Consider the following 16,438-nt stretch of genomic DNA (forward strand, 5'->3'; position numbering starts at 1 on the left):
TGTCATCGAATGCTTACTCGATCACCTTCGGCACCAGATAGAGGCCGTCCTGGACGGCCGGCGCCGGACGCTGGTTGTCGTCGCGATTGACGACTTCCGTCACGGCGTCGTCGCGCAGGCGCTGCGCGACTTCCTGGATCTGTTCGATCGGGTGGGCGAGCGGCGCGATGCCGGCGGTGTCGACCGCCTGCATCTGTTCGACGAGGCCGAAGAATTCATTGAGCTGGCCGAGCATGTGCTCGGCGTCGGCGTCGGCCATTTCGAGTCGCGCCAGGTGCGCGATGCGTTTCACATCGGTCAGGGTCAGGGCCATGCGATCACCGGAAAAACAAGGCTGCGCGGCGCATCAAAAGCAGCGCCGCGGCGGGGGGTTGGAGGGTGCGATCCCACCCTCAAAAATCGGGGCCGAAGCGGCAAAAATACCGCCCGTTTCGATTCAAATACCGTGAAATTATAAGGTATCATTACGCGTTCGACCCAAACCCGGCAGCCTTTTCCCGCACCGTTTCGCCTCGTTTCGGCAAGCCGTGCGTGCTTCGTGCGATCCCCGGTAGACATCACTCGCAGCTTCGTGCGCCGCGGCGGCCGCTTCCGCCACGCTTCCCGAGGCTGTTATTTTTTCCGCTGCCGCCCTCAGCGCTCGCTATGCAGGGCCGGCCCAGAGCGAAACAGGATTCTGAATGTTCGGTTTTTTGCGCAGCTACTTCTCCAACGATCTCGCGATCGACCTCGGCACCGCAAACACCCTGATCTACATGCGCGGCAAGGGCATCGTGCTCGATGAGCCCTCCGTCGTGTCGATTCGCCAGGAAGGCGGCCCCAACGGCAAGAAAACGATCCAGGCGGTCGGCAAGGAAGCCAAGCAGATGCTCGGCAAGGTGCCGGGCAACATCGAGGCGATCCGCCCGATGAAGGACGGCGTGATCGCCGACTTCACCGTCACCGAGCAGATGATCAAGCAGTTCATCAAGACGGCGCACGAGTCGCGCATGTTCTCGCCTTCGCCGCGCATCATCATCTGCGTGCCGTGCGGCTCGACCCAGGTCGAGCGCCGCGCGATCAAGGAAGCGGCGCACGGCGCCGGCGCATCGCAGGTCTACCTGATCGAGGAGCCGATGGCGGCCGCGATCGGCGCGGGCCTGCCGGTGTCGGAAGCCACCGGCTCGATGGTCGTCGACATCGGCGGCGGCACGACCGAAGTCGGCGTGATCTCGCTCGGCGGCATCGTGTACAAGGGCTCGGTGCGCGTCGGCGGCGACAAGTTCGACGAAGCGATCGTCAACTACATCCGCCGCAATTACGGGATGCTGATCGGCGAGCAAACCGCCGAGGCGATCAAGAAGGAAATCGGCTCCGCGTTCCCGGGCTCCGAAGTCAAGGAAATGGAAGTGAAGGGCCGCAACCTGTCGGAAGGCATTCCGCGCAGCTTCACGATCTCGAGCAACGAAATCCTCGAAGCACTGACCGATCCGCTGAACCAGATCGTGTCGTCGGTGAAGATCGCCCTCGAGCAGACGCCGCCGGAACTCGGCGCCGACATCGCCGAGCGCGGGATGATGCTGACGGGCGGCGGCGCGCTGCTGCGCGATCTCGATCGCCTGCTCGCGGAAGAAACCGGCCTGCCGGTGCTCGTCGCCGAAGACCCGCTCACCTGCGTCGTGCGCGGCTCGGGCATGGCGCTCGAGCGCATGGACAAGCTGGGCAGCATCTTCTCGTACGAGTGATCGCCGAGTGATCGCCTAAGCAGTCCCGTTTGATATGACGCACTCGCGGCGTGGCCGGATCGCTCGTTCAGAACGAACCGCCACGCCGTTTGCGCGTCTGAGCATTATTTAACCGATCACCACGCGCCCGGCGCCGACCATGGAATACAGTCCGCCGCCCCTCTTCAAGCAAGGTCCGCCCGCGCTCGCGCGGCTCATCTTCTTCGTCGCCCTCGCCATCGCGCTCCTCGTGTCGGACGCGCGCTTCAGCACGCTCGAAATCGTCCGCGGCGTGCTCGGCACCGTGCTGTACCCGCTGCAGCGCGCGGCGCTCGTGCCGCGCGACCTCTTCATGGGCGCGGCCGACATCGCCGTCACGGGCGCGTCGCTGCGCCACGACAACGACGCGCTGCGCAAGCGCAACCTGCAACTGTCCACGCAAGCCAATCAAGCCGCCGTGCTCGCGCAGGAAAACATGCATCTGCGCGCGGTGCTCGAGCTGCGCCAGCACATCGCGACGCAGTCGACCCCGGTCGAGATCCAGTACGACACGAGCGACCCGTTCACGCAGAAGATCGTGATCGGCCAGGGTTCGCAGCAAGGCATCCAGAACGGCTCGCCGGTCGTCAGCGAGGACGGCGTGGTCGGTCAGGTCACGCGCGTGTTCCCGCTGCAGGCCGAAGTCACGCTGATCACCGACCGCGATCTCGCGATTCCCGTGCAGGTGCTGCGCACCGGCCTGCGCAGCGTGATCTATGGCACGCCGAAGGGCGATTCGCTCGATCTGCGCTTCGTGCCGACGAGTTCGGACCTCGTCGCGGGCGACGAGCTCGTCACGAGCGGCCTCGACGGCGTCTATCCGCCGGGCCTGCCGGTCGCGAAGGTCGTGCGCGTCGACAAGCTCGCCGATACCGCGTTCGCCCGCGTGACCTGCGCACCGGTCGCTGCCGTGCGCGGCGCGCGCCAGATGCTCGTGCTGCATTACCAGAACGACGTCCCGCCGCGTCCGGCCGAGCTCGAGCCGGCCGCCGACAAGAACGCGAAGGGCAAGAAGGGCGCGAAGGCCGCCGCGAAGGGCGAGAAAGCCGAGAAAGCCGAGAAAGCCGAGAAGGCCGACGCGAACGCGAAGCCGGCCGCCGCGGCCGCACCCGGCGCGAAACCCGCGCCGGCGGCCCCCGCCGCTCCGGCCCAGCCCGCTGCTGCGCCCGCGAAGCCCGCGGCCGGGCAACCAGGAGCCCAGCGATGAACCGTCCGCAATACATCCTGCAGCCGGTCAACCCGTACTTCATCGTCTTCAGCCTCGCCGCCGCGTTCCTGCTGAACCTGATGCCGTGGGGCCGCCTGCCCGGCGTGCCCGATTTCGTCGCGCTCGTGCTGCTGTTCTGGAACATCCACCAGCCGCGCAAGGTCGGGATGGGCGTCGCGTTCGTGCTCGGCATCCTGATGGACGTGCACGACGCAGGGCTGCTCGGCGAGCACGCGCTCGCCTATACGCTGCTGTCGTACGGCGCGATCACGATCCACCGCCGCGTGCTGTGGATGCCGATCGGCGTGCAGGTACTGTATGTCACGCCGCTGCTCGTCGTCGCGCAGCTGGTGCCGTTTGTGATCCGCCTCGTGATGGGCGCCGCGTTTCCCGGCTGGCGCTATCTGGTGGACGGCTTCGTCGAGGCCGCGCTGTGGCCGATCGCGAGCCACCTGCTGCTGATGCCGCAACGCCGCCCGGTCGACCCGGACGATACGCGCCCCATCTGAGCCGCACCGGGACCGACCTTGAACACCCACCGCCCCCACACCCGCCGCGCACCGCGCTCCGGGGCGGCCCCTCGCCCGCGCGCGCTCGCCGCGCGTGGGCCGGATCAAACGTAACCGCATGACCGAATTCAACGACACCCAACAGCAGCTCTCGAAGTTCCGCCTGCGCGTCGCGGCGGCGGGCGTGTTCGTGTTCGTCTGCTTCGGGCTGCTCGCGAGCCGCTTCTTCTACCTGCAGCTGATGCAGCATGGCAAATACGCGCTGCAGGCCGAGGAAAACCGCATCTCGGTCGCGCCGATCGTGCCGAACCGCGGGATCATCACCGATCGCAACGGCGTGGTCCTCGCGAAGAACTATTCGGCGTACACGCTCGAGATCACGCCGTCGAAGCTCGACGACACGCTCGACAACACGATCGACAAGCTGTCCGAGATCATCCCGATCGACGCACGCGACCGCCGCCGCTTCAAGAAGCTGCAGGAAGACTCGAAGAACTTCGAGAGCCTGCCGATCCGCACGCGCCTCACCGACGCGGAAGTCGCGCGCTTCACCGCGCAGCGCTTCCGCTTCCCCGGCGTCGACGTGCGCGCGCGACTGTTCCGCCAGTACCCGCTCGGCATGACGGCCGCGCACGTGATCGGCTACATCGGCCGGATCTCGAAGCGCGACCAGGATCGCATCGATGCGATGAGCGACGACAACGACAGCGATCAGGAACATTACGATCCGCGTCGCGACGCGAACAACTACAAGGGCACCGACTACATCGGCAAGATCGGCGTCGAGCAGAGCTACGAAGCCGAGCTGCATGGCCTCACGGGCTTCGAGGAAGTCGAGGTGACGGCCGGCGGCCGGCCCGTGCGCACGCTGTCGCGCACGCAGGCGACGCCCGGCAACAACCTGGTGCTGTCGCTCGACATCGGGCTGCAGCAGGTCGCCGAGCAGGCGTTCGCCGGCAAGCGCGGCGCGCTCGTCGCGATCGAGCCGAAGACGGGCGACGTGCTCGCGTTCGTGTCGTCGCCGAGCTTCGACCCGAACTCGTTCGTCGACGGCATCGACCAGCAGACCTGGGACGAGCTGAACAACTCGTCCGACAAACCGCTGCTGAACCGGCCGCTGCACGGCACCTACCCGCCCGGCTCGACGTACAAGCCGTTCATGGCGCTGGCCGGCCTGACGCTCGGCAAGCGCACGCCGGGCTGGGGCTTCCAGGATCCCGGCTACTTCACGTTCGGCGGCCACACGTTCCGCAACGACGTGCGCTCGGGCCAGGGCTGGGTCGACATGAACAAGGCGATCATGGTGTCGAACGACACCTACTTCTACATGCTCGCGCGCGACCTTGGCGTGAACGCGATCGCGAACTTCATGAAGCCGTTCGGTTTCGGCCAGATCACCGGCATCGACATCCAGGGCGAGGCGCGCGGGATCCTGCCGTCGACCGACTGGAAGAAGAAGGCGTTCAAGAAGGCCGCGCAGCAGAAGTGGTTCGACGGCGAGACGATCAGTCTCGGGATCGGCCAGGGCTACAACTCGTACACGATCCTGCAGCTCGCGCATGCCACCGCGACGCTCGCGAACAACGGCGTCGTGATGAAGCCCCACCTCGTGAAGGAAGTCGAGGATCCGATCTCGCGGGCACGCCACCTGACCGTGCCGAAGGAAAGCGAAGTGATCCCGCTGAAGCAGGGCGACATCGACGTCGTGAAGCGCGGGATGGAAAACGTGATCGAGAATCCGTCCGGCACCGCGTACAAGGTGTTCCGCGGCGCCTCGTACCTCGCGGCCGGCAAGACCGGTACCGCGCAGGTGTTCTCGCTGCAGGGCTCGAACTACAAGGGCCACCTGCTCGCCGAGCACCTGCGCGACCACGCGCTGTTCATCGCGTACGCGCCGGTCGACCATCCGCAGATCGCCGTCGCGCTGGTCGTCGAGAACGGCGGCTGGGGCGCGCAAGCCGCGGGCCCGATCGCGCGCCGTGTGCTCGACTACTACCTCGTCGAACGTCAGAACCCGAAGAACGAGGCCGCGGCCGTGGCCGCCGCCGCGTCGGCGACCGAACCGGTGAGCGCGCCCGTGGTCGGCGACGCATCGAAGCCCGCCGCCGTCGCGGCCGGCTTCACCGCGCTGCCGCAGCCGGTCGTGCCGACCGCGGCGAGTGCGGCGAGTGCGGCGAGTGCGGCGGACGCCGCGTCGGCGCCCGATGCATCGAGCGCGGCGCAGCCGTCCGACGCGAGCGCCGCGGCGCCGATGGCCGCCAGCCTGCCGCCGATCCGGCGCCCGCACCGGCCGCACCGGCCCGCGAGCGGCGCACAGCCGGTCGCCACCGCGCCGCGCGACGACAACTTCCGTGCCTCGGCCACCGCGAAAGCGGTGAACGCCGGCACCGCTCATTAACGGAGAAAGGCATGCAATTCGACAAGCGCGCCTGGCTCGACAAGATCAAGCAGATGTTCGCGGGTTTCGACCGCCCGCTCGCCCTCATCGTGTTCCTGCTGCTGTGCGTCGGCATCGTCACGCTGTACAGCGCGGCGATCGACATGCCGGGCCGCGTCGAGGACCAGCTACGCAACATCCTGCTGACGTTCGTGCTGATGTGGGTGATCGCCAACATCCCGCCGACGACGCTGATGCGCTTCGCGGTCCCGCTCTATACGTTCGGGGTCGCGCTGCTGGTCGCGGTCGCGCTGTTCGGGATGACCAAGAAGGGCGCGAAGCGCTGGCTGAACGTCGGCGTCGTGATCCAGCCGTCCGAAATCCTCAAGATCGCGACACCGCTGATGCTCGCGTGGTACTACCAGCGCCGCGAAGGCGGGCTGCGCTGGTACGACTTCGTCGTCGCGTTCGGGATCCTGCTCGTGCCGGTCGGCCTGATCGCGAAGCAGCCCGACCTCGGCACCGGCCTGCTCGTGTTCGCTGCCGGCCTCTTCGTGATCTACCTCGCCGGCCTGTCGTTCAAGCTGATCGTGCCGGTGCTCGTCGCGGGCGTGATCGCGGTCGGCTCGATCGCCGTGTTCGAGGAGCGCATCTGCCAGCCCGAAGTGCAGTGGCCGCTGATGCACGACTACCAGAAGCACCGCGTGTGCACGCTGCTCGACCCGACCTCCGACCCGCTCGGCAAGGGCTTCCACACGATCCAGGCCGTGATCGCGATCGGCTCGGGTGGCGTGCTCGGCAAGGGCTACCTGAAGGGCACGCAGGCCCACCTCGAATTCATTCCGGAGAAGCACACCGACTTCATCTTCGCGGTGTTCTCCGAAGAATGGGGGCTCGTCGGCGGCCTCGTGCTGCTGACGCTGTACATGGCGCTGATCGCGCGCGGGCTCTACATCGCCGCGCAGGGCGCGACGCTGTTCGGCCGGCTGCTCGCGGGCTCGCTCACGCTCGCGTTCTTCGTCTACGCGTTCGTCAACATCGGGATGGTGAGCGGCGTGCTGCCCGTCGTCGGCGTACCGTTGCCGTTCATGAGCTATGGCGGCACCGCGCTCACGACGCTCGGCATCGCGATCGGGATGATCATGAGCGTCGGGCGACAGCGGCGGCTGATGAAGAGCTGACGCTGCGGCATGGCACGCAGCTGCAAGCAGTCGTAGCAAAGGAAAACGGCGCCGTGAGCGCCGTTTTTCGTTGGGCAGGCCGAATGCGGCGGATACCGCCGTCACTGCGGCGTCGCGCGTGGGCTCACGTGGTCCGCACCGGCGCCCGATGCCGGCTCCGGCGTCTTCAATCGCGCGCTCAGCTCCTTGAATTTCAGCTCGGCCGTCTCGTCGCCCTGCGCGGCCGCGGCCGCATAGTACGCGCGCGCGATGTTCAGGTTCTGCGTGACGCCGTCGCCGCCGCGCTCGTAGAACGACGCGGTCACGTACTGCGCGGTCGGCTCGCCCGCGTCGGCCGCCTGCTTGTACCACGCGAACGCCTGCCGGTTGTCGCGCGGTGTGCCGCGCCCGTCGAGGAACTGGTTCGCCAGCGACAGCGCGGCCTGCACGTGCCCCTGCTTCGCCGCGCGCAGGAACCAGCGGTGCGCTTCGGCCGGATTGCGCGCGACGAATTCGCCGTCGTCGAACATCCGTCCGTACACGTACTGCGCATGCGACATGTTCGCGTCGGCCGCCCGCTTCAGCCAGCGCAGCCCTTCGTCGACGTTCGCGGTCACGCCGACGCCGGTGAGCAGCATCATCGCGTAGTTGAACTGCGCGAGCCGATCGCCGCGTTCGGCTGCGTCGTGGAACTGCACCAGCGCCGCGCGATAGTCGCCGGCGTTGTAGGCGGCCACCGCCGCTTGCGTCTCGTGTGCCGGGTCCGGTTTCGCGTGCGGCGCATTCTGCGCCGACGCCGCGACGCACACGACCCACAGCCCGAGCATCGCACCGAGCCGCCCACATACACCGGTCGTGCGCCGCGCGCGTCCCGTCCCCGCGCCGTCGCCGCCGTTCATGACCGCACCTCCTGCAGCGCCTGCCGCGTCGCGCGCAGCAGCCAGGTCACGTCGGCCGACAGCGTGATCATCCGGTAGCCGGCCTCGCGATACTGGCGTGCGATCGCTGTATCGCTCGCGAAGATGCCGACCGCGACGCCAGCCTGCTTGCCGGCCGCGAGCACGCGCGCCATCGCGGTCTCGACATCCGGGTGGCGGCTGTCGCCGAGATGCCCGAGGCTCGCCGCCAGATCGGCCGGGCCGACAAACAGGCAGTCGACACCCGGCGTCGCGGCGATCCGCTCGACTTCGTCGATGCCGCGCGCCGATTCGATCTGCACGATCACCGCAATCTGGGCGTTCGCCGTCTGCAGGTAATCGCGGCGCATGCCGAACGCCGCCGCGCGCACCATGCCGGCCACGCCGCGCAGCCCGTCCGGGGAATCCGGCGACGGGAAGCGCGTGAGCCGCACCGCGTGCGCGGCCTCGTCGGCCGTCTCGATGCACGGGAACATCAGCGTGCGCGCGCCGGCGTCGAGCGCGCGCTTCACGAGCCACGGCTCGCGCCCCGGCACCCGCACGACGGGCTCGCTCGGCAGGTGCGCGGCGGCCAGCGCGCGCAGTTGCGACGCGACGTCCCGACTGTCGTTCGGCGCGTGCTCCATGTCGATGCAGAGCCAGTCGTAGCCGGCGTGCGCGAGCGCTTCCGCGGCCGAATCGCAGCCGAGCGACAGCCACAGGCCGTATAGCGGCTCGTCGCCGTCATGCAGACGTTGTTTGAGGGAATTGGTGAGCGTGCTCATCGATACGGCCTCCTGGCGGACAGGCAATCGAACGGAACAGGCAATGGGGGACGGCCGGACGGCAGCAGCCCGATCGCGGGCGCGCAGGCTGCGCCACGCAACGATCATAGCGCGCCGTCAGGCGAAATGTGGGGAGACAGGCGAAGCGGGCCCGATCGGGCACCGCATGGCGGGTGACCGGCGGCGGGCGACCGGCGGCGGGCGACCGGCAGCGGGCGACCGGCGGCCGGCCGCCGAGCGCATGCTCGGGCCGGCAATGCCGCGTCAGCGGGCGGGATCGCGCTCGACGTCGGCCCAGCAGTTCGGCGTTTCGTACAGGCGCACGCGCTCCAGCCGCAGGTTCACGCCGTAGTGCGCGTCGTACACGTTCGCGAGGATGTCGAACGCGATCGCCGCGAGGTTCTCGACCGTCGGGATCCGGTCGAGCACGACTGTCTTGTGGTCGGCCATCTGCTCGAGGAACGAGCGCACGACTTCGTCGCGCGCGTAGACCAGGAACGCGTGGTCCCACTTGTTGACGAGGTGCTCGACCGCGAGCGCCTTCACGTCGGCGAAATCCATCACCATGCCGCGGTCCGGCGCCCCCTCGGTATCGACGAGATCGCCGCGCAGCGTGACTTCGAGCACGTAGCGATGGCCGTGCAGGTTCCGGCACTGGCTGCGGTGATCGGGAATGCGGTGGCCCGCGTCGAATTCGAGTTTTCGGGTAATCAGCACGATGTCAAAGGCCGTGGCTCAGGGAATGTTCAGGTATTTATGGGTTTGCATCGACAGCCGCCACTGCGGATGCCGCTTGCACCAGTCGATCGCGAGCTTCGTGTTGAGATCGCGCGACGGGCCGTCCATCGGCTGCACGAGAAAATACTCGAAATCGAGCTTCGCGTAGTCGGCAAGCCGCTGGTTGTCCTGCGGGATCACGACCTTCAGTTCGTTGCCCTTCGTGACGACGAGCGGCGCGTCGGCCTTCGGGCTTACGCAGATCCAGTCGATCGTCTCGAGCACCGGCAGCGAGCCGTTGGTCTCGATCGCGATTTCGAAGCCCGCCGCGTGCAGCGCGTCGACGAGCGGCTGGTCGAGCTGCAGCATCGGCTCGCCGCCCGTGCAGACGACGAAGCGATGCGCTTCGCCGTCCGGCCACAGGCCGGCGATCGTCGCGACGAGCGCTTCGGCGTCCTTGAACTTGCCGCCGTTCTCGCCGTCGGTGCCGACGAAGTCCGTATCGCAGAAGCGGCACACGGCCTCCGCACGATCCTCTTCGCGGCCCGACCACAGATTGCAGCCGGCGAACCGGCAGAACACGGCCGGACGGCCCGCGTTCGCGCCCTCGCCCTGCAACGTGTAGAAAATTTCCTTGACCGCGTAAGTCATCGTGCTTCGTCCGGCTCGCGCCGCTCGTTGTCGATCAGAATCCGTTATTCATCAAGCGCTGCCGGCGCACCCGCGTCACAGCGGCGCTTCGGTCACCCGCTCGCCCTTCAGGTAGGCCTCGTAGCCGCGCTTGCGCAGCTTGCAGGCCGGGCATTCGCCGCAGCCGAAGCCCCAGTCGTGCAGTTCCGCGCGCTCGCCCACGTAGCACGTGTGCGTCTCGACGCGGATCAGCTCGACGAGCGCGTCGCCGCCGAGTTGTTCGGCGAGCTGCCAGGTCTGCGCCTTGTCGAGCCACATCAGCGGCGTCTCGAGCACGATGCGCGTGTCCATCCCGAGGTTCAGCGCGACCTGCAGCGCCTTCATCGTGTCGTCGCGGCAGTCGGGGTAGCCCGAGAAATCGGTCTCGCACATCCCGCCGACCAGCACGCGCAGCCCGCGGCGATAGGCGATCGCGGCCGCGATCGTCATGAACAGCAGGTTGCGGCCCGGCACGAACGTGTTCGGCAAGCCATTCGCCGTGGTCTCGATCTCGATCGTGCGCGTCATCGCGGTATCGCTGATCGCGCCGAGCACCGACAGGTCGATCATGTGATCGTCGCCGAGGCGGCCGGCCCAGGCGGGAAACTGATGCTTCAGCGCGTCGCGCACGCCTTCGCGACATTCGAGTTCGACGCGGTGGCGCTGGCCGTAATCGAAGCCGAGCGTCTCGACCGTCTGGTAGCGTTCCAGGGCCCAGGCCACGCACGTGGCCGAGTCCTGCCCGCCGGAAAACAGCACGAGCGCGCCGTCTTTAGCGTCTGTCCGAATCACCGTGATACTCCGTGAATGTATAGGCTCGCGTCGCGCTGCGCCCCGGGGCCGGCTGCCGCCGGGCGGCCCGACACGTGCCGGCCTGCGCCGGCTCGACCAGTATAGGCAGCGCGGTCGTCCGCGAACGCGGCGGAGCGCTTATACCGCCCATCGCGCGGCATCGGTGCCGCGCGTCACGGCGGCGCCTGCGGGCAGCCCTGCCGTGCGCATGAAGCGATGCGCTAAGTCATTGAGCGGGCACGGATTTTATCACGCTCCGGCGAATGCTGCCGGCCGCACGCCGATGCCGCGCAAACCCACCACAAACGAAAAACCCCAAGAACCTTCCGATTCTTGGGGTTGGAACTGCTGGTGGCCTGGGACGGAATCGAACCATCGACACGCGGATTTTCAATCCGCTGCTCTACCAACTGAGCTACCGGGCCAACGAAGAAGAGAAAGTATATCCAGCCCTCTTACTTTGCGCAAGTAGTTTTCGCAAAATATTTTACGCAGCGCCTTCCGACGGCTTCTTGCCGAGCTCGACGCCCAGCTGCTTGAGCTTGCGATACAGGTGCGTGCGCTCGAGGCCCGTCTTCTCCGCGACGCGCGTCATGCTGCCGTTCTCGCGCGCGAGGTGATATTCGAAGTACGCGCGCTCGAACGCATCGCGCGCTTCGCGCAACGGGATGTCGAACGGAATCGCGGCCGTCTGGCCCGCGAGGCCGAGCGCCGCGGCCATGTCGTCGCCGAGCGTCGGCAACGCGGCCGCGGACGCGACCGCCGCCGGGCCCGAAGCCTGGCCGGCGCCGGCCTTCGCCGCCGAGTTGACGGACACCGGTGCCGCGCCGCGCACGAGACCGTGCTCGACCGACTTCAGCAGCTTCTGCAGCGCGATCGGCTTCTCGAGGAAATCGAGTGCGCCGATCTTCGTTGCCTCGACGGCCGTGTCGATCGTCGCGTGCCCGGACATCATGATCACGGGCATCGTCAACAGGCCCTGCGCCGCCCATTCCTTGAGCAGCGTGACGCCGTCGGTATCGGGCATCCAGATATCGAGCAGCACGAGATCGGGCGCCTGATTCAGACGGTATTCCCGCGCGGCCTGCGCGTTCTCCGCCGCCTCGACGACATGTCCTTCATCGCTGAGGATTTCCGAGAGCAATTCCCGGATGCCCATTTCATCATCTACCACCAGGATGGTTGCCATTTACGCTGCCTTTGTCTGCACACTTGCTTTTGTCTTAGCGGGGGCCGTCCCGACCTGCGCGCCGGGTTCGGCGCCTGGCGTATCGCTCGCCATCTGCAGGAACAGGATCGACACCTGCGCACCCTCGACGGTCTCGCCGTGCATGCGATTGCGCAGATCGATCCGCGCGCCGTGCTCATCGACGATTTTCTTGACCATGGCCAATCCGAGCCCCGTGCCCTTCGCCTTTGTCGTCACGTAAGGCTCGAACGCACGGGTCAGGATGCGTGCCGGAAAACCGGGCCCGTTGTCGGACACGGTAAGACGTACCGCGACGCGCGTTTTGCCCTCGGCGTCGGGATCGCCATATTCTACTGTCTTGGTTTCGATCAACACACGCGGATGCGCGACTTCCGCAACCGAATCCTGCGCATTCTGCAGCAGGTTGTGGATCACCTGGCGCAGTTGCGTCGCGTCGCCGCGAATCACCGGCAGCGACGGCGCGAGTTCGGCGACGATCGCGCTCTTGCCCTCACCGACACCATACAGCCCGAGCACCTCGCTCGCCAGTTCGTTCAACTGCAGGTTGCCAAGCACCGCCGGCGGCGTGCGCGCATATTCGCGGAAGTCGTCGACCATCCGCTTCATCGCGGCCACCTGGTTGACGATCATCGTCGCGCCGCGCTTGAGCACGTCCGCATCGGGCGGCGCGAGCTTGTCGGACAGCTTCATCTGCAGCCGCTCGGCCGACAGCTGGATCGGCGTCAGCGGGTTCTTGATCTCGTGCGCGAGCCGCCGCGCGACCTCGCCCCATGCGACCGAACGCTGCGCGGAAATCACGTCGGAGATGTCGTCGAACACGACGACATAGCCGGACGTCTGCGGATCGTCGGCCTCTCCCTCGACCGTCGACACGAGGCGCGTGCCGCGCACGAGCAAGGTCAGCGGATCGGCTTCGCCCGGCACTTCGACCGCGAACTGCTGCTGCCAGTGGCCGCGATCGCCGCTGGCGCCGTCGGAAGCCGCCTCGCGATCGGCGAATGCCTTGCGCACCATCGCGCCGAATTCCGCCACGACGTCGATCCGGTCGAGCGCCGTGCCGATCATCGCGCTGAACGGCTGCCGGAAGATCCGCTCGGCGCCGCGGTTGGCCGTCGTCAGCCGGAACTGGCGGTCGAGCACGAACACGCCGGCGGTCAGGTTCGCGAGGATGCTCTCGAGATACGTCTTCGAATGCTCGAGCGCGATCCGGTTCTTCTCGACCGCGAGCCGCGCCTCGGACAGTTGGCGCGTCATCGCGTTGAACGACTGCGTGAGGAAGCCGAGCTCATCGCGTGACTTGATCTCGCGCTTCGGCGTGTAGTCGCCTTCGGTGATCTCCTTCGTGCCCTGCGCGAGCAGGAACAGCGGCCGCGCGAGCTGCTGGCCGAGCGCGAGCGCGAGCATCATCGCGATGAAGGTCGCGAGGAACAGCGCGAGCGTCAGCGTGCCGATGTACATCTTGCGCAGCCCGGTGCGGCCGAGCGCTTTTTCCTGGTACTCGCGATATGCGCGCTGCACCGCGTCGGCGTTGTGCGCGAGCGTGGGCGGCACCGGCTGCGTGAGCTGCAGGAACCGCTCCGCCGGCTGCAGCAGCGACGTCGTCGCGTCGGGAATCGGCCGCACGACGCGCAGCCGCAACGCACCCTTCGCGCCATGCGCGCGCGGGTCGCCGTCGACTTCGCCCTCGATCGCCGCGTATGCGCCATGTTCACGCGCCTGGCTCAGCATCAGCGGCGTCGGCAGGTCGTCCGGAATCAGCACGGCGAAATTGCCCGATGCCTGCGCAACGATGTGCAGGTCGGGCGCCGCACCCGAGCCGCCGCGGCTCGGCTCGACGATCGTCGCGTCCTGCACGCCGAACTGGTCGCGCAGGCGCAAGAGCGTGAGCGTCGTGCCGTTCGTGTTCGCATCGACGCTCGCGAGCTGGTCGGACATCAGGCGCGCCTTCGTCTGCAGGTCGGACAGCGACGCGTCGAGCATCCCGCGGCCGAGGTTCAGGCCGGCCGTCAGCGCAGTTTCGACGTTCACGTCGAACCACGACTCGATGCTGCGCGACACGAACTGGTACGACACGATGTAGATGATCCCGCCCGGCACCACGCCGACGAGCGCGAAGAACACCGCGAGCTTCGCGAGCAGCCGCGTGCCGAACTTGCCCTTCCTCAGGCGCACGACGATCATCCCGATCAGCCCGAGCACCACCAGCAGGAACACGAGCGCGACGATGATGTTCATCGCGTACAGCCACGAGTAGTAGCGGTCGAAGAACTCGGTGTTCGCGCTCGCGGCCGCGAGCAGCACGAGCAGCAGCAGCGCGGTGAGCGCGACGGTCGATACGATGACGCGAACGAGGAGGCTCTTCCCGCTGGCCGCGCGGCGCACTTTATTTAGCACGTTCGGTCACCGTGAAGTTGAAGCGCTTCCAGTCCGAGCCGAGCGTCCAGTCGCGGTTGTTCACCGCGTCGACCTGGAACGGCTTCGGCATCAGCGCCGTATCGAGCTGCATGCGCACCGAGGCCATGTAGGTTTCGCCGGCCCGCACCTGGTTGCGATCGATCACGTGCCACGACGTGATGTGCCGGACGACCGCGAGCGCGTCCCTCAGCGACGGGAAGCCGAGTTGCAGCCCGCCCGTCGACACGCGGTACTCGCGCGTGAGCGGCTGGAACGACAGGCGGATCGTCTGCGACACCGACACCGGCTGCTCGTCGAACCAGTACCAGCGTGCGCGGCTCAGTTCGAAGTCGGTCGTGAAGTAGAGCGGGATGCCCTTGTTGACGGCGTCCTCGAGGTTCGGGTTCAGCTCGAAATCGAAGCGGGCATCGAGGCTCCAGCCGCTTCCGTCAGCCTGCAGCGAGGCGCGCTGCACGGCGATCGACTCGGCGCGCGCCGGCCGAACGACAGTCAGGCACAGCGCCAATGCGACCAGCAGGACGGCCGCGAGCCGAAGTGGAAAAAGGTGTTTGATCGTCACCGTTTCTGAAACCGCGCGTAGAAAAATCCGTCGTGATCGGTGTTCTGGTCGAGTGCGCCGGCCGCTCCGGCATGCACGCCGCCCGGCAGCAGTTGGCCGGGCGCGTCCAATCGTACCGCATCTTCACAGGCCGCTTCAAACCAGCGGGCCTGCAATTCGCCCTCCTCGGGAAAGATCGAACAGGTCACGTAGAGCAGTTCGCCGCCCGGCTTCACGAGCGGCCACAACGCCGTCAGGATGCGGCGTTGTTCCGCGACGAGTGCCGCGATGTCGGCTTCGCGGCGCAGCCAGCGGATGTCGGGATGACGGCGCACGATGCCCGACGCGGAGCACGGCACGTCGGCGAGGATGCGGTCGAACGGCCGGCCGTCGTACCACGCCTGCGGCGCGCCGGCATCGCCGACGCGCACGTCCGCCGCGAGCGACAGGCGCGCGAGGTTCTCGCCGATGCGCGCCGCACGGGTCGCGTCGCTTTCGAGCGCAACGACCTCCGCGCCAGCCAGCTCGAGGATATGGCCGGTCTTGCCGCCCGGTGCCGCGCATGCGTCGAGCACGCGCATGCCGTCACGCGCGCCGAGCCATTCGGCGGCGAGCTGCGCGCCGGCATCCTGCACCGATACGACGCCGTCCGCGAAGCCCGGAATGCGATCGACCGGCAGCGCCGATGCGAGCCGCACCGCATGGCGGCCGATCGCGGTCGCGTCGATCCCGTTCGCGCGCAGCGTGTCGAGATACGCGTCGACGCTCGCGCGGCGCGCGTTCACGCGCAGCGTCAGCGGCCCCTGGCGCTCGCCGGCCGCGAGGATCGCCTGCCAGGTGTCCGGCCACGCGCGCTTCACCGCATCGATCCACCACGGACGGTAGTTCCAGCGGGCGACCGGATCGTCCTGCAGCGCCGCGACGAGCGCGTCGCGCTCACGCTGGAAACGGCGCAACACCGCGTTCACCAGCCCCTTCGCGAACGCGAATTCGCGCCGTGCGCCGATCACGGTCACGGCCTGGTCGACGATCGTGAACGCCGGATACGCGGCCGTCTCCTCCGGATCGAGCAGCAGCGCGAGCGCGCCGGCGAGTACTGCCTGCACGTGCGCGGGCGGCGCCTTGCCGACGAGCCGGCCGATCAGCCAGTCCGCACTGCCGAGGCGACGCATCGTCCTATATGCGACGTCCTGCGTCGCGCCGCGCGCCAGCGTCTGCGTGCCTGCCGGCATCTGCGCGAACACCGCGGCCAGTGCCGCCGGCAGCGCGGTGCCGCGCCGCACCGCATCGACTGCCTGCGCGGCCGCGTCGAGCGCGAAGCCCAGCGAATCGGGCGCGAGACGCAGCGCGGACAGGCGCGCAGGGCGGCCGGAGGAAGACGGAGCGGAGGAACGGGTTTGTGTCATCGGGGCAAAATCGGC

At 67.8% G+C, this 16,438-nt stretch carries 15 protein-coding genes and 1 tRNA gene; 5 read left to right on the forward strand and 11 right to left on the reverse strand.

From position 1 onward, the window contains the following. Positions 1 to 13 precede the first annotated feature (13 nt). Positions 14 to 313, reverse strand: a complete 300-nt coding sequence (gene gatC, locus ACVK00_RS13960) for an Asp-tRNA(Asn)/Glu-tRNA(Gln) amidotransferase subunit GatC (protein WP_006477478.1) — start codon at positions 311 to 313, stop codon at positions 14 to 16. 367 nt (positions 314 to 680) lie between these two features. Here gatC and ACVK00_RS13965 point away from each other — a divergent pair, with 367 nt between their 5' ends. From ACVK00_RS13965 to rodA, 5 genes are all read left to right on the forward strand, one after another. Then, a complete protein-coding gene (locus ACVK00_RS13965) occupies positions 681 to 1,724 on the forward strand; it encodes a rod shape-determining protein (protein ID WP_004189550.1) in 1,044 nt (347 codons plus the stop codon). A 139-nt stretch (positions 1,725 to 1,863) separates the two neighbouring features. Then, complete coding sequence (mreC, locus tag ACVK00_RS13970; protein ID WP_354122883.1) at positions 1,864 to 2,949, forward strand: rod shape-determining protein MreC; 1,086 nt, start codon at positions 1,864 to 1,866, stop codon at positions 2,947 to 2,949. Further along, positions 2,946 to 3,458, forward strand: a complete 513-nt coding sequence (gene mreD / locus ACVK00_RS13975) for a rod shape-determining protein MreD (protein ID WP_006755847.1) — start codon at positions 2,946 to 2,948, stop codon at positions 3,456 to 3,458. Before mreC ends, mreD begins: the two co-directional genes overlap by 4 nt. Before the next feature lie 118 nt (positions 3,459 to 3,576). Next, positions 3,577 to 5,856, forward strand: coding sequence for a penicillin-binding protein 2 (gene mrdA, locus ACVK00_RS13980; RefSeq protein ID WP_284899663.1), 2,280 nt, complete (start codon positions 3,577 to 3,579; stop codon positions 5,854 to 5,856). Positions 5,857 to 5,867: 11 nt separating this feature from the next. Then, the gene (rodA, locus tag ACVK00_RS13985; protein ID WP_284899661.1) at positions 5,868 to 7,016 is read left to right on the forward strand and encodes a rod shape-determining protein RodA; all 1,149 of its coding nucleotides are present in this window, start codon (positions 5,868 to 5,870) and stop codon (positions 7,014 to 7,016) included. Between the two features lie 101 nt (positions 7,017 to 7,117). Here rodA and ACVK00_RS13990 read toward each other — a convergent pair whose 3' ends face one another. From ACVK00_RS13990 to rsmB, 10 genes are all read right to left on the reverse strand, one after another. Then, positions 7,118 to 7,894 carry a tetratricopeptide repeat protein gene (locus ACVK00_RS13990; protein ID WP_284899659.1) on the reverse strand — a complete coding sequence of 259 codons (777 nt, stop codon included), beginning with the start codon at positions 7,892 to 7,894 and terminating at the stop codon, positions 7,118 to 7,120. Beyond that, positions 7,891 to 8,676, reverse strand: coding sequence for an HpcH/HpaI aldolase family protein (locus ACVK00_RS13995; protein WP_126228736.1), 786 nt, complete (start codon positions 8,674 to 8,676; stop codon positions 7,891 to 7,893). The genes ACVK00_RS13990 and ACVK00_RS13995 overlap by 4 nt, the downstream gene beginning before the upstream one ends. Before the next feature lie 264 nt (positions 8,677 to 8,940). Continuing rightward, the gene (queD, locus tag ACVK00_RS14000; RefSeq protein WP_006755431.1) at positions 8,941 to 9,393 is read right to left on the reverse strand and encodes a 6-carboxytetrahydropterin synthase QueD; all 453 of its coding nucleotides are present in this window, start codon (positions 9,391 to 9,393) and stop codon (positions 8,941 to 8,943) included. A gap of 18 nt (positions 9,394 to 9,411) precedes the next feature. Then, complete coding sequence (queE, locus tag ACVK00_RS14005) at positions 9,412 to 10,044, reverse strand: 7-carboxy-7-deazaguanine synthase (RefSeq protein WP_006755430.1); 633 nt, start codon at positions 10,042 to 10,044, stop codon at positions 9,412 to 9,414. A 75-nt stretch (positions 10,045 to 10,119) separates the two neighbouring features. After that, positions 10,120 to 10,854, reverse strand: a complete 735-nt coding sequence (gene queC, locus ACVK00_RS14010; RefSeq protein WP_105834806.1) for a 7-cyano-7-deazaguanine synthase QueC — start codon at positions 10,852 to 10,854, stop codon at positions 10,120 to 10,122. A 349-nt stretch (positions 10,855 to 11,203) separates the two neighbouring features. Continuing rightward, positions 11,204 to 11,279, reverse strand: a tRNA-Phe gene (locus ACVK00_RS14015). Positions 11,280 to 11,341: 62 nt separating this feature from the next. Then, the gene (gene esaR / locus ACVK00_RS14020; RefSeq protein ID WP_006759755.1) at positions 11,342 to 12,043 is read right to left on the reverse strand and encodes a response regulator transcription factor EsaR; all 702 of its coding nucleotides are present in this window, start codon (positions 12,041 to 12,043) and stop codon (positions 11,342 to 11,344) included. Then, the gene (gene esaS / locus ACVK00_RS14025; protein WP_228906228.1) at positions 12,044 to 14,458 is read right to left on the reverse strand and encodes a sensor histidine kinase EsaS; all 2,415 of its coding nucleotides are present in this window, start codon (positions 14,456 to 14,458) and stop codon (positions 12,044 to 12,046) included. After that, on the reverse strand, positions 14,448 to 15,038 hold the full coding sequence (locus tag ACVK00_RS14030; protein ID WP_166725952.1) for a DUF4390 domain-containing protein: 591 nt from the start codon (positions 15,036 to 15,038) through the stop codon (positions 14,448 to 14,450). Before ACVK00_RS14030 ends, esaS begins: the two co-directional genes overlap by 11 nt. After that, positions 15,035 to 16,423 carry a 16S rRNA (cytosine(967)-C(5))-methyltransferase RsmB gene (rsmB, locus tag ACVK00_RS14035; protein ID WP_284899655.1) on the reverse strand — a complete coding sequence of 463 codons (1,389 nt, stop codon included), beginning with the start codon at positions 16,421 to 16,423 and terminating at the stop codon, positions 15,035 to 15,037. The genes ACVK00_RS14030 and rsmB overlap by 4 nt, the downstream gene beginning before the upstream one ends. Between the last annotated feature and the right edge of the window lie 15 nt (positions 16,424 to 16,438).

The organism is Burkholderia sp. PvR073, assembly GCF_054055695.1.